Here is a 17,667-nt window from a genome sequence, read left to right as displayed (position 1 = left end):
GCGTTCAACTATCTAGGGGGTGGATTCGTTCCCGAAGCGGGCCTGGATGGCTTCGAGGTTCTTCTCCGACAGCTGCAGCGCGGCGGCGCGGAGACTGAGCCCGTCGAGGGTGGCGCGCTCGAACATCGCCGTCACGAGGTCGCGCATCCGGGTGCGGACCTTGCCGAAGGCCTCGTCGGCGTCGGCACCGACGTCGCCGAACAGCGTCCACCACCACCAGGAGTTGGTCGCCGAATTGGCCACGAAGTCCGGCAGCACCCGGATCCCGCGGGCGCCGAGCAGCTCCTCGGCGTCGGCCGTCACGGGCATGTTCGCCGCCTCGACGATGAGCTTAGCGCCGATCTTGGCCTGGTTGTCGCTGTCGACGCAGTACGAGATCGCCGCCGGGACGAGCACCTCGGCCGGCACGTCGAGCCACGCCTCCGGCGGCCGGAGCTCGTCGCCCGGCCGGAGGTGGTCGCGGTCGATGCCGCCGAACCGGTCGCGGTGCCGCAAGAGGTTCTCGACGTCGAGACCGTCCGGGTTCACCACCACCCCGCGCACGTCCGAGACGCCGACGACCCGCAGCCCGGCCTCGGCGAGGAACCGCGCGGTCGCGCCGCCCATCGAGCCGAAGCCCTGGACCACCGCGCGGTTGGGCCCACCGAGCCCGAGCATCTCCAGCCCGGTGAGCGTGGCCTGGGCGACGCCGAGGCCGCCGACCAGCTCGTCGAGCCCCAGGCCGCCGACCTCGATGCGGAAGGCGTCGGCCAGCCGTTCGGTCGCGGCGTCGCGGTCTTCGAGCAGCGGGTAGACCGCCTGGACCGAGCTGAGCAGCCCGATTTCGGCGATGATGCCGTCGATGACGTCCTGGCGCAGGCCGAGGTCTTCGCCCATGGTCCAGTAGCGCTCGATCAGCGGCCGCATGGTGTGCAGGTAGCGGGCGACGACGTCGCGGGCGCGCTCGTCGTACGGGTCGAAGTCGATGCCGCCCTTGGCGCCGCCGAGCGGGACGTAACGGCCGTCCGGGTCGTAGTTGAGACCTTCCTTGAGCGTCATGCCCCGGGCCAGGCCGCGCACTTCGAAGAGCGTGCAGCCGCGGCGCATCCGCAGGCCACCGCTGGCGACGCCGCGGACCAGCCGGTCGATCACCAGGTAGCCGCGGCACCCGGTGACCGGGTCGGTCCACGCGACTTCGAGCAGGGCCGGCTCGGTCATCGGACCTCCGCGGTCAGGGCGAGTTCGTGGGCCAGCGCCTGCTCGACCCACCGGGCGCAGTCGCCGGCGGTGACGGTGCCTTCGCGAGCGACGAACTGGACGGCGAGCCCGTCGAGCAGGGCGGTCAGCCGCCACGCGGCACCGTGCGGATCGGGGCAGCGGAACTCGCCGGCGGCGACACCCTCGGTGATGAGCGAGACGACGGCGTCGCGCCACCGCAGGTCGAGCCGCTGGACGACGTCCCGCAGTTCGGCGTCCCGCATCGCGGCGGCGCCGGCCTCGATCCACAGGTGCCACCCGGCGGTGGGCGAGGTCGGCCCGTAGAGGAGGAGGACGGCACGCAGCCGTTCCCCGGCCGGGCCGCTTTGCGCGAGTTCGTCGCGCAGGACGGCGAGGTTGCGTTCGGCCGCGTGCCGGAAGGCCTCGATGATGAGGCGTTCGAGGGTGCCGAAGTGGTAGAAGACGAGCGCGGTGCTGACCCCGAGGGTCTGGGCGACGTCGGCGGCCCGCAGCCCGGCGATGCCCCGCAGCCGCACCTGGTCGAGCACGGCGAGCAGGATCTCCTCCCGCCGGACGGCGACCTCCTTGCGCTTCATGGGGCAACGGTACCCGGGTGGGTCAGAGCCGCAGTTCGGTGACGAGCGCCCGCAGCCACGGCCCGGCGATCGCGGGTTCGGCGGAGATGGTCCGGACAAGCCGATCCCGCGTTTCGGCGGACCGCCCGGCCTCGACGAGAGCGAAAGCCTCGGCCAGCGCGCGCCGGGTCGCCTTGCCGTGATCGGGCGTCCGGACGGTCTCATCGGTCCACCGCTGCCGCGGGAAGGAGGGGGTCAGCTTCGGCTGGTCGTCACCGAAGTAGAACCAGACGTCCCGCGCGAGCGAGACGTTCCGCACGGCGGCGGCGGGCAGTTCCCGCGTCCAGTCGGCGTCTTCCTGCCAGCGCCAGGCATCGGGCCGGACGGGCTGCTGCCGCAGGGTGACGCCGAGGAATCGCAGCTTGCGCCGGATGACGTGCCAGGCCTCGCGTTCGTCGTCGATCCAGTCCCGCAGCCGCAGGTAGAGCTCGGTGAAGGTATCGCCTTCGAAGACGAGATCGACGAAGACGGTGGGCCGGGTCCCGCGCGCGAGCGAGTAGGGGGTGATGCCGTTTTCGGCGAGGTTTTCCCTGAGGGTTTCGACGTCTCGCCGGCTGTAGCGCAGTCGCGGCTTGAGCGAGATCGGGAGCTGGTGGACACGATCGTGCCAGGAGGTGCGTTCGAGAGCCCCGCCGAGGAGGTCGTGCATGCTGTCGAGCGAGCGCCCGACGAAGTGGAGTTCGCCGTTGCCGCAGCGGGCGAGGACTTTCGCGGTGGCTTCGGTGAGGTCTTCGAGGAACCAGAGGCGGGGTTTTTCGGTGTGGTCGAGGAGCGTCCCGACCTGGTCGGGACGCACCAGGTCCCACCGGAACGGTCGGTTCGTCATGGGGTTCAGGGTAGGGAGGGGATTTGGCTGGGAGCAAAGGGTTTTGGAGGGAGTATTCGGTTGCGGAGGGGTGGTGTTTTGTGGTCGGTCGGCGATGGTGAGTCGGACGGCTTTGAACCGCGGCGCTGACCGGCGGCGGGTTCGGTGGAGTGGGCGGAGGAAAGCTGTTGCTGGCCAAAGGCTTGGTGCGCCGGCGGCGGTGCGGCCGCGGCTCGTGGGATTGCCGGGCTGGGAACGATTGTTGCCAGGAGACCCAGAGCCAGCTGGCGGGGGATTGCTGCGGGAGGCCCTGAACCGGGTGCTGAGAAGGGTTTCTCCTGGGAGCCCTAAGCCGGGCGGCTGGGAGTGGTTGCCGCTGCCATCCTGGGCCAGCTGACCGGAAGCTGCCGCAGGCCGACCCTTGGCCCACCTGCGAACATCGGCGGCCGGGGAACGGCCATGCCGGGGAGCCGCCCTTCGCGGTTCCCCGGCCCCAGCCGTCAGCCCTTCACACCGTCCACTGAGGATCGCGGCCCAGATACCGCAGCAGCTGCGAAGCCGCGTCGTCCTCCGCTGACCCCTCCAGCGCCGGCGCGTACGCGAACCCTCGCAACGGCTCGGCCAACTCCCGAGCCACCGGGAGCAGCGACTCCGCCAAGAACGGCGTCAGCGGGGACTCCTGACCCGTCGCCACCGCGATGTCCCACGCGTGGACCGCCGCGTCCAACGCTGCCGCTCCCACGGCCACCGGGGCCGGGAGCGCGCCCTGGGGGAGGGGCGTCGGGACTTCCGTTGCCGATCGGGGAACCGTTGCGAACGCTGCCGACGACGCGGCCAGCGTCGGCTCCAGGAAGCCCAGCGCGTCTTCCAGCGCGCCCGACGGGGCGAACGGGTTGAAGTTCGGGCCCGGCTCTCCCGTGATGAACGCCGCGTAGCCCTGCTGGTCGCCGCCCGCGTGGTGGATCACCTGGTTCACCGTCCACTCCGCGCACGGGGTCGGAAGCCCGCCGTCCGTCACTCCCGCCACCGCCGTGCGCAGGGCGTTGTGCGCCGCCGTCAGCACCGGCCAGCGGTTCAGGCTCGCGAAGAACCCGCGGATGTCCGACACCAGGACATCCGGCGCCTCGTGCGCCGCGTAGTGGCCGGCCGCGTCGCGGGGGCCGCCGCTTCCGGAACGCGCGTCGTACGCGTTCCAGCTGACGATGTTCGCGTGGTCTCTCTCGGCGAAGCGGCGGATCGACTGGAAGTCGCCCGCGAACATCGCCAGGGCCGTCGGGACCGTCGTCGGGCCCTCCGGGTGGACCGTCGAGTGCGCGTCCTCGAAGTAGAAGCGGATCGACGAGCCGCCCGTGCCCGTCAGCCAGTACAGCGCCACGTTCGCGAGCACGAAGTCCGCGTCGAGGTGCTCGCCGAACAGCTGGGCGTTCCACGCCAGCAGCGCCAGCGGGGAGTCGGCCAGCGCGAACGCGAGCGTGTGCGGCTGCTGGCTGTGCAACGTGTTGAAGGAGAACATGTTCTCGTAGAACCACTGCAGGTGCGCCAGCGCCGCCTGGTCGGCCTCGCTCAGGTCCGCCATCTCCGCCGGGTCGCCCGACGGGAACGAGAACAGCTGCGTGACGTGCACGCCGACGACCTTCTCCGGCGCCAGCCGGCCGATCTCCGGCGAGATCATCGAACCCGCGTCGTTGCCCGCCGCGCCGTACGACTCGTAGCCCAGGCGGCTCATCAGCTCCGCCCACGCCGCCGCCGTGCGGTGCGTGCCCCAGCCCGCCGCCTTCGTCGGGCCCGAGAACCCGAAGCCCGGCAGCGACGGGATCACCAGGTGGAACGCCGGCTCGTCGGCCGACTCCGGCTCGGTCAGCGGGCCGATCACGTCGAGGTACTCGACGATCGAGCCCGGCCAGCCGTGCGTCAGCACCAGCGGCGTCGCGTCCGCCCGCGACGACCGGACGTGCAGGAAGTGGATCGTCTCGCCGTCGATCTCCGTCACGAACTGCGGGTACGCGTTGAGCTTCGCCTCGAACGCCCGCCAGTCGAACTTCTCCAGCCAGTGCTCGGCCAGCGCGCGGACCCGCTCGTTCGTGACGCCGTACTCGGCGGGCAGGTCGTCCGGCCACAGCGCCCGCTGGAGACGGCCCCGCAGGTCGTCCAGGGCGGACTGGGGGACCTCGGCGCGGAACGGGCGAACGGTCATGACTGGCTCCTCGGGTCGGCCTGCTGGAACGGAATGCTTCGTTCCGAACTGTAGCAGACCGGAATGATCCGTTCCAGTGCTAATCTCCGGGGCATGCCCGAGACAGCCCTGCCCGGCCGCCGCGGCCAGGCCGCCCGCAACAACGTCGTCATCCTCGACGCCGCCCGCCACGTCTTCCTCGCGGACCCGAAGGCGCCGATCTCGCAGGTCGCCGAGCGCGCCGGCGTCGGCATCAGCGCCCTCTACCGGCGGTACCCGAGCAAGGAGCTCCTGCTCTGCCGGCTCTGCCACGACGGCTTGCGCACCTACATCGCCGAGGCCGAGGCCGCCGATGAAGAGCCGGACGCCTGGACGGCGCTCACCGGCTTCCTCGAACGGGTCGTGGACGCCGACGTCCACTCGCTGACCGTCCACCTCGCCGGCACGTTCACCCCGACCGAGGAGATGGGTGCCGACGCGCGCCGCGCCAACGAGCTGTCGGCCGCCCTCTTCGCGCGGGCGCGCGGGACCGGGCGGCTCCGCGAAGACGCCGTCACCGAAGACCTCGGCATGATCCTGGAGTGCTGCGCGGCCATCCGCGTCGACGACCCGGAGCGCACCACCCAGCTGCGCCGCCGGTACCTGGCGATGCTCATCGAGGGGCTGGAGGCGGGAAAAGAACGCGCGCTGCCCGGCCCGCCGCCGCGCCCGGGTGAGATGAACGGCCGCTGGCGTCCGTCCTGACGGCCGTGCCGCGGCGCGTCCGGATGGCGGTAACGAATGCCGGGATCGCGACGACTGATCAGCGTCGACTGTCCACCAAGACCACGCAGCATCTGTCAGAGCGGCATTCCCCGTACTGGAACAGCGAGATCACGACTATGCAACGAAGCTGGCGACGGACCACGATTCTGTCCTCGGTGGCCGCAATGGCCACGGCGTTCATCGCGATTGCGCCCGCCGCGCACGCGGACCTGCCCTCCAGTTCTGTCGAAGTCAGTCCCACCACCGTGCTCCCGGGACAGACATTCACCGTCACGGAGACCATCCACAACGGTCTCGATTTCCCGGTCACCGGTGGGAAAGCGGCGATTTCCGCCAGACCGGTCGCGCTCACCGACGTCGCCGACCTGGTGTCGTGCGCCGGCGTGACCGCCGATTGCTACGTGTACGACGGCAGCTACCGCGGGCCGGTCGGGGATGTGGAACCGGGTGGCACCAGGACCGTGACCTTCACGTTGCGCGTCAAGGAAACCGCGGCTCCCGGCGAGTTCACGCTGCGGCACCAGTTCGCCGGCGACAACTACGCGTTCGAATCCACGGACGGCCCGGTCGTCACGATCGCCCAGCCGGTCACCGTGGCCGACGTCAAGGTCGGGCTCAGCGCCACCGGCCACGGCGGCCTGAACGCGCGCATCGACTACACGGTGACCGTGACGAACCTCGGCCCGTCGGCCGCGTCGGGGATCCGCGTGGTGGCAACGTATGCGTCGGGCCTGTCGTACGCGAACGGCACCGGCTGCGCCCGCGTCGGCACCACCCGGAACGTGAACTGCGACGTCGCGTCGCTGGCGTCCGGTGCCTCGGCGACCGCGAAGTTCTCCGTCAACGGCGGCCTGCTGGCGCTCGGCTCGTACACCACGACGGCGGTTCGCACCGCCAGCTCGCCGCAGGATCCCAACAGCGCCAACGACAGCGCGTCGAAGACGTGCTCGGCGCTCACCGGGCTCATCGTGACCTGCTGAGGGTTCGCGAGAGGTGAACCGGGCTCGTGTCCTCCGCCAGGGACGCGGGCCCGGTTCGCGTTTCAGCCGGCCACCGAGGCGTACAGCTTCGCGATGTCGTCGTCGAAGTACGCGCTGTAGGAGACGTCCGTGGTGTCGCCGCCGAGCTGGTAGCCGCCGATGACGCCGATGACCGCGCCGTCGGTGACCCAGGGGCCGCCGCTGGTGCCGTCCGGGTAACCAGGGCACGCCACGCGCAGTTGATAAGTGTCGAACCGCGTCGTCGTTCCGGTGCACACCACCGGAGAATCCGTCGTGTCGGGGTACCCCGTGAGGGTGATCGTGTGGTCGAATCCGGGGTCGGTGCCGAGGACGTTCGCGCCGGTGAGGCTTTCCAGCGAAGCCGGATTACCGGGCTGCTGAACGGTCAGGAACGCGAAATCCAGATCCGGATCGGCCGAAGACGTCCAGCCGTCCGCGACGGCGACACCGGTGACCGTCCACATTCCCAGTGGCGCCACACCGTCGTGATAGGACGGTGCGAACGCCATTCCTTCCTTGACGCAGTGCGCGGCCGTCAGCACCAGGTCGCCACCGCCGGAATGCACGACGCTCGCCGTGCAGAAATGGCTCCCGTTCGCGAACAACGCGCCGACCGGGGAAACGGTTTTCGCCGGCGCGGAAGTGGTGACGGGAGCCGGCGTGGTGCCCGCGGCGTAGGCGTCGTCGGCGGTCGTGTCCGTGCCGGCGACCAGGCCGGCGCCGAGCGCCAGCACGGTCGCCGCGCCCACGAGCACGGGCCTCAGGAAGGTGATCGCCACCCTCCCAGATCACCACACGGGCGCCGGCTCGGCAGCGCAACGAGCTGGATGCACAGCGACTTCACAGCGGCCGTTAGCCTCGGACGCATGTCGAGTTCGGTCAGGTCGCCCGACGGCACGGTCATCGGGTTCGAAACCCTGGGTGCCGGTCCGCCGATGGTCCTCGTGCACGGCACCGGCGCGGACCACACCCGCTGGTCGGCGGTCCGCGAGCGGCTCGCCGAGCGCTACCGCCTGCACCTCGTCGACCGCCGCGGCCGCGGGCTGAGCCGGGACGAGGCGTCCGGGTACGCCATCGGGCGCGAAGGCGAGGACATCGCCGCCGTGGCCGAAGCCGCCGGGGGAGACGTCTACCTCCTGGCGCACTCCTACGGCGCCTTGTGCGCCCTGGAAGCCGTCCGGAAGACCGACGCCGTGACGCGGCTCGTGGCCTACGAACCACCCCGGCCGAAGCCGGGCGAGCACGTCGTCGGCGCGGACGCGCGCGACCGCATGCGAGCGGCCGAGGACCCCGAGGAAATCCTGCGGATCTTCCTGCGGGAGGCGCTGCGGCTCGGCGAGGCAGACGTCGAAGCGATGCGCGGCACGCCGGTCTGGCGGGCGCGGGTGGCCGCCGCGCACACGATCCCGCGGGAGCTGGACGTCGTCGAGGCGATGGAGTTCGGCGAGGGCTTGGGGGAGATCGCGATCCCGGTCCGGCTGTTCGCCGGCACCGAGAGCCCGGAGTACCTGCGGCTGGCCGCCGACGCCGTGGCCGCGCGCGTCCCCGGCGCCGACGTCGTGCCGCTGCCTGGCCAGGCGCACCAGGCGATGGACTTCGACCCGGACCAGTTCGTCGCGGCGGTGTTCGCCTTCGGGGCCTAAGCGGGCGCGATGGCGCTTCGGACGCACTCCCGCAGCAGCTGCCGGCGCCGGTCGTGGACCTCGGCGGGCTCCGCTTCCGTGGCGGCGTAGACGTTGCTGACCGGCGACCACGCCATCGACATCGCGATCACGACCGCCATCAGGTCGAACGGGTCGCCCGGCCGGACCAGCCCGGCGGCCTGCGCGTCGGCGATGGCGCGCAGCTTGGGGTCGTCCAGCCGGTCGGTGTCGGCCACCAGGTGACCGGCCGGCCGGCGCTCGAGGCGGGTCCAGGTGGCGAGGCGGATGAGGTCCGGGCGCCGCAGGTACTCGTCGTAGAGGCGGACCGCCCAGCCGGCGAGGTCGGCGCCGTCGATCGGCACCACGTTCACGATCCGCTCCAGCGAGGCGAAGAAGATCGCGTCGAACAGCCCGTCCTTGCTGCCGAAGTAGGCGTACAGCTGGGCCCGGTTGGTCCGGGCCGCTTCGACGATGCGCTCGACGCGGGCCCCGGCGATGCCGTACCGGGCGAACTCCTCGGTCGCCGCGTCCACGATGCGCTGCTTCGTGGCGGCTCCGCGGGCGGTCAGCAGCTTGTCGGCCATGCGACGCAGCTTACAACAGAACAGTCGGTTTGCTTTGCGGGTCCGGGCGCGCTAGCTTCGAAGAAACAAACCGACTGTTCTGTTGTCAGGAGCTGCGATGCGAACCACGACCGGCTGGCTGGCCGGCGCGACCGAACCGGCCCTCCGGCGCGTCACCCTCGAGCGGCGCGACCTGCGCGACGACGACATCGCGATCCGCGTGGACCACTGCGGGGTCTGCCACACGGACCTGCACGCGGTGCGCGGCCCCCGGGACACGGCGCTGGTGCCGGGCCACGAGTTCACCGGCGTCGTGACCGCCGCCGGGCCCGCGGTGACGCGGTTCGCGCCCGGCGACCCGGTGGCGGTCGGCAACATCGTCGACTCCTGCGGGACGTGCGCGATGTGCCGCCGCGGCCAGGAGAACTTCTGCGCCGAATTCCCGACGCTCACCTACGGCGGAACCGACCGCCACGACGGCTCCCCCACGCTGGGCGCGTTCTCCCGCGAGTACGTCGTGCGGGAGGACTTCGCCTACCGGCTCCCCGTGGGCCTCGACCCGGCGGCCGCCGCGCCGCTGCTGTGTGCGGGCATCACCGTCTGGGAGCCGCTGCGCGCGCTCGGCGCCGGGCCCGGCACCCGGGTCGCGGTGGTCGGGCTCGGCGGTCTCGGTCACCTGGCCGTCAAGCTGGCGGTCGCCTTGGGCGCCGAGACGACCGTCGTCAGCCGTTCCGCCGCGAAGGCCGCCGACGCGAGCCGCCTGGGGGCGCGTGAGCTGCTGGTGTCGACCGACCCCCGGCAGCTCGCGGCGGCCAAGGACCGCTTCGACGTCGTCATCGACACCATCGCGGTGCCCCACGACCTCGGCCCGTACCTGCGCCTGGTCGCGCTCGACGGCACCCTCAGCCAGGTCGGGCACCTCGGCACGCTCACGGTCGAGGCGATGGACCTGCTGGTGGGCCGCAAGAAACTGACGTCGGCGGGCAGCGGCGGCCGGCCCGCGACCGCGGCGATGCTCGATTTCTGCGCTCGCCACGGCGTCGCCGCGGACGTCGAAGTGGTCCCGTCGGCCCAGGTGAACGAGGTCCTGGATCGCCTGTCCCGCAACGACGTCCGCTACCGCTTCGTCCTGGATCTCGCGGACCTCGGCTAGCCGAAGTTCTTGGGCAGCAGCGTCGTCGCCGGGTCGGGGGAGGCGACCGCCTTCGGGCGCTTGTCGCGGAACAGCCAGCCGCCGATGATGCCGCCGGCGAAGCCGAACAGGTGGCCCTGCCAGCTGACGCCTTCTTCGCTCGGCAGCAGGGACGCGAACTGGTAGGCGAAGCACAACGCCATCACCAGCCCGATCACGATGTCGATCGGGTGCCGGTCGAACAGGCCGCGCACGATGATGTAGCCGAAGTAGCCGAACACCAGGCCGCTGGCGCCGACCGTGACCGAGTTCGACGGCGAGATGAACCAGACGCCGAGACCGCTGGCGACGATGATCAGCACGCTCACGCCGAGCCACTTCTTCACGCCGCGGTAGGCGGCGAGGAAGCCGAACACGAACAGCGGCCCCGAGTTGCCCTCGATGTGACCCCAGCTGCCGTGCAAGAACGGGGCGCTGAAGATTTCCGGCAGCGACGCCGGGTCGCGCGCTTCGATGCCGAACTCGCGGCTCAGGTCGTAGCCGGTCGGCGCGTTGATCAGCTGGACGACCCACAGGAAGGCCAGCAGGCCGACCATCACCCACAAGGCCTTCTTGGCCTCGGCGATCATCGTCTCGGCTTCGCTGCGGGCCGGTCCCTCGCCGCTCGTCATGTCGTTCCCCCTGCTCGGTGTGCGCCGAGGATAACCGGACAGCGGCCCCGGACGCGGCGTTCCGGACCGAGCCGTGACCTGGCAGGGTTGGGGGCATGACGTCACCCCGGCCGGAGACGGTCTTCCGCGGCCGCCGCATGCCCGGCGACCGCGCGCTGGTCATGGCCATCGTCAACCGCACGCCCGACTCCTTCTACGACAAGGGGGCGACGTTCGCGCAGAACGCCGCGCGCGACGCCGTCGACCGCGCGGTCGCGGCGGGCGCCGACATCGTCGACATCGGCGGGGTGAAAGCGGGCGAGGGCCCCGAGGTCGACGTCGACGAGGAGAGCGCCCGGGTCGTGCCGTTCGTCGCCGAGGTGCGGGAACGCCACCCGGACCTGGTCATCAGCGTCGACACCTGGCGCCACGAGGTCGGCCGCCGGGTCTGCGAGGCCGGCGCCGACCTGCTCAACGACACCTGGGCCGGCGCCGACCCGAAGCTGGTCGAGGTGGCCGCCGAGTTCGGCACGGGCTACGTCTGCTCCCACGTCGGGGGCATGCCGGTGCGGACGGACCCGTACCCCGAGCCGACGCCCGCCCGCCCGTTCTGGCCCCGCTACGACGACGTCGTCGCGGACGTGGTCGCCGAGCTGACCGCGGCGGCCGAGCGGACGGTCGCGGCCGGCGTCCCGCGCGGCGGCGTGCTCGTCGACCCGACGTTCGACTTCGGCAAGAGCACCCGCCACGGCCTGTCGCTGCTCCGGCACTTCGACCGCCTGGTGGCGACCGGCTGGCCGGTGCTCGTCGCGCTGTCGAACAAGGACCTGATCGGCGAGACCCTCGGCGTGGAGGCCCACGACCGCTTGGCTGGCACCCTCGCGGCGACGGCTATCGCGGCGCACGCGGGGGCGGCCGTTTTCCGCGCCCACAACGTCCGGGAGACGCGGGAAGCCGTGGAGGCGGTCGCGGGCCTCCTGGTGTAGTGAATGACTCATTCCTGTCACCAGACGACAGGAATGAGTCATTCACGTCGTCCGGCCACCCGCCCCGGCCCTCGCGGTGTCCACTATGGACCAAGCCGCCAGAGCGACGTGACCTCGTTGACCCGCGCCCGGTGCAGCGGATCCGCGGAATCCAACGCACGCGGGTGCCGCGCCGGCGTCTCCGTCCGCCCGATCACCCGCAACCCCGCCGCCGCGATCCAGCCGAGCAGCTCCTCGCGCGTCCGCAACCCGAGGTGCTCCGCGAGATCCGACAGCACCAGCCATGCCTCGCCCTCCGGCGTCAGGTGCCGGCGCGCCCGGTCGAGGAACCCGCGCAGCATCCGGCTGCCCGGGTCGTAAACCGCGTGATCCAGCGGCGTGCGCGGGCGGCCCGGCAACCACGGCGGGTTGGCCACCACCAGCGGCGCCCGGCCGGGCGGGAACAGGTCCGTGCACACGACTTCCGTGCGGGCGCCGAAGCCGAGTCGCGCCAGGTTCTCGGTCGCGCACGCGACGGCGCGGGGATCCGCGTCCGTCGCCACCACCCGGGCGACGCCGCGGTGGGCGAGCACCGCGGCCAGCACGCCCGTGCCGGTCCCGATGTCGAACGCCAGCGTGCGCGAAGGCAAGGGCGCCGCCGCGACCAGGTCGACGTACTCCTGGCGGACCGGCGCGAAGACGCCGTAGTGCGGGTGGATCCGCGCGCCGAGGGCCGTGACCGCGATGCCCCGGCGCCGCCATTCCGCCGCGCCGACGACCCCGAGCAGCTCACGCAGCGGTATCGCCGCGGGGACGTCGAGCGGGCCGTGGACCGCGGTGCACGCGGCCGAGACGTCCGGTGCCCGGCGCAGCGGGAGCACGTGGCCGGGGTCCAAGGGCACGTAGAGGAGTGAGAGCCGTTGCGCCCGCCGGGTGCGCCAAGCCCGGTAGCGGGCGTAGTCGTCCGGTGGTGGCGATGGGATCCGCCGGTTCACGGCGTCGAGCAACCGCCGGGCGGCGGGGTAGTCCCCGCGCCAGAGCAGGGCCGACGCCGAACGCAGGGCGGCGTCGGCGGAGAGGCGGTCGTCGGCGACGACCGCCTGGCGGGATGGCGGGGAAAAGAGCCGGCGAGGGGGTTCGCCGGGCACGACGAGCTGAGCCACGGGAAAGGGGGTTTCCGTTCTTGCTGCGGGCACGGTGAAGCACCCGCGAGACGGGCGGGTGTGCGGGAGTCCGGCGCGGGACTAGCTCAGGACCGCAGCATGAACGGGATTCGTCACCCCTCGACAGTAGCGGCCATGGCGTACAAAGGACGAAGAGGTGATGCCGGATGACGCCCTCGGTGGTGCGGCACGCGAAGCGGCGCCGGTGGGCGGTCGTCGCCGCCGTGGCCGCGGTGCTCGTGTCCGTGCCGTCGGTCGTCGCCGCGCTCGCCCCGGCCGGCGCGAGCGTCGATCCCGCCCGGCTGCGCGACCTCGTGCTGGCCTCCGCCGGAAAGCCGTACCAGGGCTACGCCGAAAGCGCCGGTTCGCTGGCCCTGCCGGAACTGCCGAACCTCGCTCCCGTCACCGCGCTCTTCTCGATGCGGACGCCCATGCGCGCCTGGTACGCCGGGCCCGACCGGTACCGCGTCGACATCCTCGGCATGGCCGGCGAGCACGACGTCTACCGCCTGCCCGACGGCGAATACACCTGGGACTACGGCGACAACACGCTGACCGAGCTGATCGGCGAACCGAGCGTCCGGCTGCCGCGGGCCGGGGACCTGCTGCCGCCCGAACTCGCGCGGCGGGTCCTGAAGGCGGCGAAGGGCGACCCGGTGAGCGCGCTGCCGGGCCGCAACGTCGCCGGCGTCGCCGCGTCCGGGCTGCGGCTCGTGCCCGCCGACCCGGCCACGACGATCGGGCGCGTCGACGTCTGGGCGGACCCGGCGACCGGCGTGGCCGTGCGCGTCGAAGTCACCGCCCGCGGCCAGCAGGCGCCGATCCTGGTCACCGAGTTCCAGCAGCTCGAGCAGACGACGCCGGTCGTCGAGGCGCCGCGGCCGGTGCTCGGTTCGGGGTTCACCGTGGCGAGCGCCCCGGACGTCACGAACGCGCTCGGCGCGCTGGGCCAGGTGCCGCTGCCGGCGACGCTCGCCGGGCGCCCGGTGGTGTCGTCGGACTTCGGTGGCGTCGAGGGCGCCGCGCTCTACGGCACCGGGCTCGCGGCCTTCGCGGTCATCGCCGTGCCGCGCGCGGTCGGGAACGCGGCCGCCGACGCCGCCGGGAAGGCCGGCGCGGTGCAGGCCAAGCTGGCCGCCGGGACGGTGGTGCAGCTGTCGATCACGCCGTTGTCGCTGGCCATCGTCCGATCGACCACCTTCCGCCGCTCCTACCTGCTGGCCGGGACGGTGACGCCGGACGTGCTGAAGACCGTCGCGGAGGAACTGACCAGGCTGCGCCGGAGCGGCCGATGATTGTCACGCGCGCGCTGACCAAGCGGTACGGGAGCACCCTCGCGGTCGACGCCGTCGACTTGGCCGTCCGCGAAGGCGACCGATACGGCTTCCTCGGCCCGAACGGCTCGGGCAAGACCACGCTCGTCCGGATGCTGCTCGGTCTCGTGTACGCGACCAGCGGCGAGATCGAGGTGCTCGGGAAGCCCGTCCCGAAGCGGGTCGCCGAGGTGCTGCCGGAGGTCGGCGCGCTCGTCGAAGGCCCGGCCGCGTACCCGCACCTGTCCGGACGGCGGAACCTCGCGCTGCTCGACGCCGCCGGGCGCGGCGGCGGGCGGCGCACTCGACGGCGTCGCATCGACGAAGCACTGGAGCAGGTCGGCCTCGGTGGAGTGGACCAGCGGCCGGTCAAGGCGTATTCGCTCGGCATGCGGCAACGCCTCGGCCTCGCCGGCGCGCTGCTGCGCAAGCCGCGCCTGCTGATCCTCGACGAGCCGACCAACGGTCTCGACCCGCAGGGCATCAAGGAGATCCGCGAGCTGCTCGTCGAGCTGAACGCGGCCGGCACCACGGTGTTCCTGTCGAGCCACCTGCTGGCCGAGGTCGAGCAGCTCTGCACGCGCGTCGGCGTCGTCGACCGCGGGCGGCTCGTGCTCGAAGAGGACCTGGCGACGCTGCGGGCGGCGACCGGCCGGGTGCTGGTCGGCACGCCGGACGCCGCCGCGGCGGCCGCGGTGCTCGACGGTCAGCTCGAAGCCCGCGACGGCGACCGCCTGGTCATCCGGCACGGCGACCCGGCCGCGCTGAACGCGCTGCTGGTCGAAGCGGGGGTGCGCGTGACGTCGATCCACGCCGAGCAGCGGACGCTCGAAGACGTCGTCCTCGACGTGACGGGTCCGGGCTCGGACCGGTTCGGAGCCGCCGGGTGATCGGCGTCGAACTGCGCAAGCTCGCGCTGCGCCCGCGGGTCTGGGTCAGCGTGCTGCTGCTCTGCCTGCTGCCGGCGATCGTCGGCGTCTTCCTGGCGACAGCCGACTTCGCGCCGCCGCCCGGGCAGGGCGGGGCGTTCCTGTCGGCGGTGGTCAACGACGGCGCACTGTTCCCGGCGGCCGCGCTCGCGCTCGTCCTGCCGCTGTTCCTGCCGATCGCCGTCGCGGTGGTGGCCGGCGACTCGATCGCGGGGGAGGCGTCGGGCGGCACGCTGCGGTACCTGCTGGTGCGCCCGGTCGGGCGGACGCGGCTGCTCGGCGCGAAGATGGTCGCGCTGGCCGTGTACGTGACCGCGGCGATCGTGATCGTCGTGCTGACGTCGCTGGTGCTCGGCGTGATCCTGTTCGGCACCGGCGGGACGCCGGGCGTCGCCGGGCCGGGCGGGCAGCCGACCGGCGTGACGTCGTTGTCGGGGCAGTCGCTCAGCTCGTCCGGGCTCGGGTTGCGGTTGCTGGGCGCGGTTTCCTACATCGTCACGTCGATGCTGGGGTTCGCCGCGATCACGGTGTTCCTCTCGACGTTGAGCGACTCGGCGCTGGGGGCCGCGCTGGGCGGGCTGGCCGTGCTGATCACCAGCTCGGTGCTGGAAACCCTGGACGCGGCCGCGTCGGTGAAGCCGTACCTGCCGACGCACTACTGGCTGTCCTGGATCGACTTCTTCCGGGATCCCGTGCTGTGGCGCAACATCGACCACGGGCTGCTGCTGCAGGCCGGCTACATCGTCGTGTTCTTCGGGGCCGCGTGGGCGAACTTCGCGACGAAGGACGTCACGAGCTGAGGCACTCCGTCGGCGCTTCGAGCGGGCCGGTGCCGAGGGCCTGGAGGACGAGCTCGGTGACGGCGGGGTCGGTCGGGAGGTCGCCGTGGCCGGCCGCGTTGCCGGGGCAGACCTGCTGGATGGCCACGTTGACGGCGCCGTCGAGGCGGGCGGAGTCGGGTGGCGTGACGGTCTCGTCACGTTCGGTCCACACCGAAAGCCACGGCAGCGTCGCCGGGATCGGCTCCTTCGCCAGCTCCTGCATGAGCGTGCTGCCCGGGGCCAGCTGGACGCACGCGGTCGGGCAGGCGCCGGGGACCAGCGCGCCGCCGGCCGCGGCCAGGCCGGTGCCGTGCATCGGCGCGCCGAGCGTGACGACGCGGCGGGCCTGGTGGTCGCCGCCGTCGCGGCTGACCCACAGCCGGGCCACGACCCCGCCGGCCGAGTAGCCGATGACGTCCACCGAAGGGGCTCCGCGCGCGTAGGCGTTCTCGACGGCTTCGGCCAGGACGCCGGCCTGTTCGAGCAGGTCACCGGTGCCGTCGCCGGCCAGGGTGAGGACCTCGGTGGAGCGCCCGGTGGTCTGCCGGATGCGGGCGGCGAGCTCGGTCAGCGCGCCTTGGCCGCCGCCGTAGCCGGGAACGAGCAGCACGGGCCCGGGCCTGCCCTGGTCGGGGACGCCGGACTGCGGCGCGGCGCTCGTCCCGGTGGCGGCGAGGACGGACGCGACGAGCACGGCCACCACGGCCACGCCGACGCCGCCCATGAGCAGCCGCCGCCGCGGGCTGATTCCGCGCCACCAGGCCGTGATCCGCACGCTTCCATGATGCCTCGCGCGGGTGGGTCAGAGGCCGGCCCAGCCGGTGGTGACCGTCGTGCCGTCCGCCGCCGTCACCTTCACCCGCGTCGCCCCGCGGGGCAGGCCCGTCGCGGTGAACCAGCCGTCCGGGTCGATCGGCCGGACGTGCCGCTCGCCCGCCACCTCGATCACCGCGTCGCCGGTCGCGCCCGTCACCAGGCCGCGCAGCGTGACGCGGCCGTCTTCGTACTCGGCCTGCAGCTCCAGCGACACCCGGGCCGAGTCGAACGACAGCAGGCGGACGTCGCCGCCGCGGACCGCGCCCGCCGCTTCGAGGTCGGAGTCGAAGGCGAGCTCGGCCAGCTCCGCGTCGAGGTCGCGGGTGGCGAGCGCCGCGCGGGCCTGGCGCAGCACGAGGTCCGGCACCGGGTCCGCCTGCTCGGCGGCCGCGCGCAGCTCGTCCATGAGCTCGTCGTCGGTCATGTCCGGTCCTCCGTTCCGAGCCCGGCCGCGCCGGCCCGCTCCCGCAGCCGGGCCAGGCAGCGCTGCCGCGTCGGGCCGATGCTGCCGACCGGCATGTCGAGGGCGGCCGCCACGTCCGTGTACGACGGCGGCGGTGTCGCCATCAGCACCCGGAGCAGCTGCCGGCACTGCTCCGACAGCGTGGCCAGCGCGCGCCACAGCGTCGCGTTGCGCTCGTCGAGCAGCAAGGCCGCGTCGACGCCCGCGTGGCCGGCCGGCTCGTCCGGCCAGTCCCGGTCGTCGGCCGGCCGTTCGCGACCGGCGCGGCGCAGCTGGCGGAGGCACTCGTGCCGCGCGGTCGTCGCGAGCCAGCCGGGCAGGCGGTCCGGGTCCTTGATCTTGCCGAGGTTCTCGACGAGCTTCAGCCACGTCGTCTGGACGACGTCGGCCGCGTCGGCGTCCGAGAGCCGGTGGCCGCGCGCGATCGCCCAGAGCAGGCTCGCGTACCGGTCCACCAGGGTGTCCCAGGCCGCCTGGTCGCCGCGAGCGGCCGTTTCGAGCAGGGTCGTGGTGTCCACCGCACCTCCGATCGACCTGCTCAGCGTAGCCACCAGCCGGTACTCCATCGGGGGATTCCTTCCGTCGTCCCCCCGTTCACCCGAGCCGCGGACACCGGCGGAAATACACCCGATC

At 72.6% G+C, this 17,667-nt stretch carries 19 protein-coding genes; 8 read left to right on the top strand and 11 right to left on the bottom strand.

Translation table 11 applies throughout. The features are described 5' to 3' along the window. Positions 1-12 precede the first annotated feature (12 nt). The 4 genes from ABFJ78_RS32400 to ABFJ78_RS32385 form a co-directional block, all read right to left on the bottom strand. On the bottom strand, positions 13-1,197 hold the full coding sequence (locus ABFJ78_RS32400) for a Glu/Leu/Phe/Val dehydrogenase dimerization domain-containing protein (RefSeq protein WP_436390474.1): 1,185 nt from the start codon (positions 1,195-1,197) through the stop codon (positions 13-15). After that, positions 1,194-1,793: a TetR/AcrR family transcriptional regulator gene (locus ABFJ78_RS32395; RefSeq protein WP_436390472.1), complete on the bottom strand. Its 600-nt coding sequence runs from the start codon at positions 1,791-1,793 to the stop codon at positions 1,194-1,196. Before ABFJ78_RS32395 ends, ABFJ78_RS32400 begins: the two co-directional genes overlap by 4 nt. Before the next feature lie 22 nt (positions 1,794-1,815). After that, positions 1,816-2,658 carry a hypothetical protein gene (locus ABFJ78_RS32390; protein ID WP_436390470.1) on the bottom strand — a complete coding sequence of 281 codons (843 nt, stop codon included), beginning with the start codon at positions 2,656-2,658 and terminating at the stop codon, positions 1,816-1,818. Between the two features lie 487 nt (positions 2,659-3,145). Then, positions 3,146-4,831 carry a TIGR03086 family metal-binding protein gene (locus tag ABFJ78_RS32385; RefSeq protein ID WP_436390468.1) on the bottom strand — a complete coding sequence of 562 codons (1,686 nt, stop codon included), beginning with the start codon at positions 4,829-4,831 and terminating at the stop codon, positions 3,146-3,148. Positions 4,832-4,924: 93 nt separating this feature from the next. On the opposite strand from ABFJ78_RS32385, the gene ABFJ78_RS32380 reads away from it, so the two are divergent. Further along, a complete protein-coding gene (locus ABFJ78_RS32380) occupies positions 4,925-5,554 on the top strand; it encodes a TetR/AcrR family transcriptional regulator (protein WP_436390466.1) in 630 nt (209 codons plus the stop codon). 176 nt (positions 5,555-5,730) lie between these two features. After that, a complete protein-coding gene (locus ABFJ78_RS32375) occupies positions 5,731-6,555 on the top strand; it encodes a hypothetical protein (RefSeq protein ID WP_436390464.1) in 825 nt (274 codons plus the stop codon). Positions 6,556-6,617: 62 nt separating this feature from the next. Here the strand turns inward: ABFJ78_RS32375 and ABFJ78_RS32370 are convergent, their stop codons facing one another. Then, on the bottom strand, positions 6,618-7,355 hold the full coding sequence (locus ABFJ78_RS32370; protein ID WP_436390462.1) for a trypsin-like serine peptidase: 738 nt from the start codon (positions 7,353-7,355) through the stop codon (positions 6,618-6,620). A gap of 87 nt (positions 7,356-7,442) precedes the next feature. On the opposite strand from ABFJ78_RS32370, the gene ABFJ78_RS32365 reads away from it, so the two are divergent. Then, on the top strand, positions 7,443-8,219 hold the full coding sequence (locus ABFJ78_RS32365) for an alpha/beta fold hydrolase (RefSeq protein WP_436390460.1): 777 nt from the start codon (positions 7,443-7,445) through the stop codon (positions 8,217-8,219). Here ABFJ78_RS32365 and ABFJ78_RS32360 read toward each other — a convergent pair. Then, on the bottom strand, positions 8,216-8,803 hold the full coding sequence (locus ABFJ78_RS32360; RefSeq protein ID WP_436390458.1) for a TetR family transcriptional regulator: 588 nt from the start codon (positions 8,801-8,803) through the stop codon (positions 8,216-8,218). The two genes, ABFJ78_RS32365 and ABFJ78_RS32360, sit on opposite strands and share 4 nt — an antisense overlap. Before the next feature lie 97 nt (positions 8,804-8,900). On the opposite strand from ABFJ78_RS32360, the gene ABFJ78_RS32355 reads away from it, so the two are divergent. Then, positions 8,901-9,935, top strand: a complete 1,035-nt coding sequence (locus tag ABFJ78_RS32355) for an NAD(P)-dependent alcohol dehydrogenase (protein ID WP_436390456.1) — start codon at positions 8,901-8,903, stop codon at positions 9,933-9,935. Here the strand turns inward: ABFJ78_RS32355 and ABFJ78_RS32350 are convergent. Next, positions 9,932-10,585: a rhomboid family intramembrane serine protease gene (locus ABFJ78_RS32350; RefSeq protein WP_436390454.1), complete on the bottom strand. Its 654-nt coding sequence runs from the start codon at positions 10,583-10,585 to the stop codon at positions 9,932-9,934. The genes ABFJ78_RS32355 and ABFJ78_RS32350 overlap by 4 nt on opposite strands. Before the next feature lie 95 nt (positions 10,586-10,680). Here ABFJ78_RS32350 and folP point away from each other — a divergent pair, with 95 nt between their 5' ends. Continuing rightward, entirely contained in the window at positions 10,681-11,550 is an 870-nt protein-coding gene (gene folP, locus ABFJ78_RS32345) for a dihydropteroate synthase (RefSeq protein ID WP_436390452.1), read from the top strand. An 83-nt stretch (positions 11,551-11,633) separates the two neighbouring features. Here folP and ABFJ78_RS32340 read toward each other — a convergent pair whose 3' ends face one another. Continuing rightward, positions 11,634-12,692: a methyltransferase gene (locus tag ABFJ78_RS32340; RefSeq protein WP_436390451.1), complete on the bottom strand. Its 1,059-nt coding sequence runs from the start codon at positions 12,690-12,692 to the stop codon at positions 11,634-11,636. Between the two features lie 167 nt (positions 12,693-12,859). Between ABFJ78_RS32340 and ABFJ78_RS32335 the strand changes: the two genes are divergently transcribed. Genes ABFJ78_RS32335 through ABFJ78_RS32325 form a run of 3 tightly spaced genes read left to right on the top strand, consistent with a single transcriptional unit; the run spans position 12,860 to position 15,734 of the window. Beyond that, on the top strand, positions 12,860-13,987 hold the full coding sequence (locus tag ABFJ78_RS32335; protein ID WP_436390449.1) for a hypothetical protein: 1,128 nt from the start codon (positions 12,860-12,862) through the stop codon (positions 13,985-13,987). Next, positions 13,984-14,895, top strand: a complete 912-nt coding sequence (locus tag ABFJ78_RS32330) for an ABC transporter ATP-binding protein (protein ID WP_436390447.1) — start codon at positions 13,984-13,986, stop codon at positions 14,893-14,895. Before ABFJ78_RS32335 ends, ABFJ78_RS32330 begins: the two co-directional genes overlap by 4 nt. Further along, positions 14,892-15,734 (top strand): ABC transporter permease, encoded by an 843-nt coding sequence (locus ABFJ78_RS32325; protein ID WP_436390445.1) that lies wholly within the window; start codon positions 14,892-14,894, stop codon positions 15,732-15,734. Before ABFJ78_RS32330 ends, ABFJ78_RS32325 begins: the two co-directional genes overlap by 4 nt. Here ABFJ78_RS32325 and ABFJ78_RS32320 read toward each other — a convergent pair. The 3 genes from ABFJ78_RS32320 to ABFJ78_RS32310 are packed head-to-tail and all read right to left on the bottom strand — an operon-like array spanning position 15,724 to position 17,552. Continuing rightward, complete coding sequence (locus ABFJ78_RS32320) at positions 15,724-16,530, bottom strand: esterase/lipase family protein (protein WP_436390443.1); 807 nt, start codon at positions 16,528-16,530, stop codon at positions 15,724-15,726. The genes ABFJ78_RS32325 and ABFJ78_RS32320 overlap by 11 nt on opposite strands. Positions 16,531-16,557: 27 nt before the next feature. After that, positions 16,558-16,995 carry a hypothetical protein gene (locus ABFJ78_RS32315; protein ID WP_436390441.1) on the bottom strand — a complete coding sequence of 146 codons (438 nt, stop codon included), beginning with the start codon at positions 16,993-16,995 and terminating at the stop codon, positions 16,558-16,560. Further along, entirely contained in the window at positions 16,992-17,552 is a 561-nt protein-coding gene (locus tag ABFJ78_RS32310) for an RNA polymerase sigma factor (RefSeq protein ID WP_436390439.1), read from the bottom strand. Before ABFJ78_RS32310 ends, ABFJ78_RS32315 begins: the two co-directional genes overlap by 4 nt. Positions 17,553-17,667: the final 115 nt, after the last annotated feature.

Source organism: Amycolatopsis sp. MEPSY49 (assembly GCF_051337345.1).
Lineage (GTDB): Bacteria > Actinomycetota > Actinomycetes > Mycobacteriales > Pseudonocardiaceae > Amycolatopsis.
The sequence above is the reverse complement of the archived record's forward strand: the minus strand, read 5'-3'. Positions and strand labels throughout refer to the sequence as shown.

Bases quoted from the DNA above. Each gene is read 5' to 3' on its own strand.
- ABFJ78_RS32330 (WP_436390447.1), top strand. From the start codon at position 13,984: ATGATTGTCACGCGCGCGCTGACCAAGCGGTACGGGAGCACCCTCGCG.
- ABFJ78_RS32385 (WP_436390468.1), bottom strand. From the start codon at position 4,831: ATGACCGTTCGCCCGTTCCGCGCCGAGGTCCCCCAGTCCGCCCTGGAC.
- ABFJ78_RS32350 (WP_436390454.1), bottom strand. From the start codon at position 10,585: ATGACGAGCGGCGAGGGACCGGCCCGCAGCGAAGCCGAGACGATGATC.
- ABFJ78_RS32395 (WP_436390472.1), bottom strand. From the start codon at position 1,793: ATGAAGCGCAAGGAGGTCGCCGTCCGGCGGGAGGAGATCCTGCTCGCC.
- ABFJ78_RS32335 (WP_436390449.1), top strand. From the start codon at position 12,860: ATGACGCCCTCGGTGGTGCGGCACGCGAAGCGGCGCCGGTGGGCGGTC.
- ABFJ78_RS32315 (WP_436390441.1), bottom strand. From the start codon at position 16,995: ATGACCGACGACGAGCTCATGGACGAGCTGCGCGCGGCCGCCGAGCAG.
- folP (WP_436390452.1), top strand. From the start codon at position 10,681: ATGACGTCACCCCGGCCGGAGACGGTCTTCCGCGGCCGCCGCATGCCC.
- ABFJ78_RS32380 (WP_436390466.1), top strand. From the start codon at position 4,925: ATGCCCGAGACAGCCCTGCCCGGCCGCCGCGGCCAGGCCGCCCGCAAC.
- ABFJ78_RS32360 (WP_436390458.1), bottom strand. From the start codon at position 8,803: ATGGCCGACAAGCTGCTGACCGCCCGCGGAGCCGCCACGAAGCAGCGC.
- ABFJ78_RS32390 (WP_436390470.1), bottom strand. From the start codon at position 2,658: ATGACGAACCGACCGTTCCGGTGGGACCTGGTGCGTCCCGACCAGGTC.
- ABFJ78_RS32355 (WP_436390456.1), top strand. From the start codon at position 8,901: ATGCGAACCACGACCGGCTGGCTGGCCGGCGCGACCGAACCGGCCCTC.
- ABFJ78_RS32365 (WP_436390460.1), top strand. From the start codon at position 7,443: ATGTCGAGTTCGGTCAGGTCGCCCGACGGCACGGTCATCGGGTTCGAA.
- ABFJ78_RS32400 (WP_436390474.1), bottom strand. From the start codon at position 1,197: ATGACCGAGCCGGCCCTGCTCGAAGTCGCGTGGACCGACCCGGTCACC.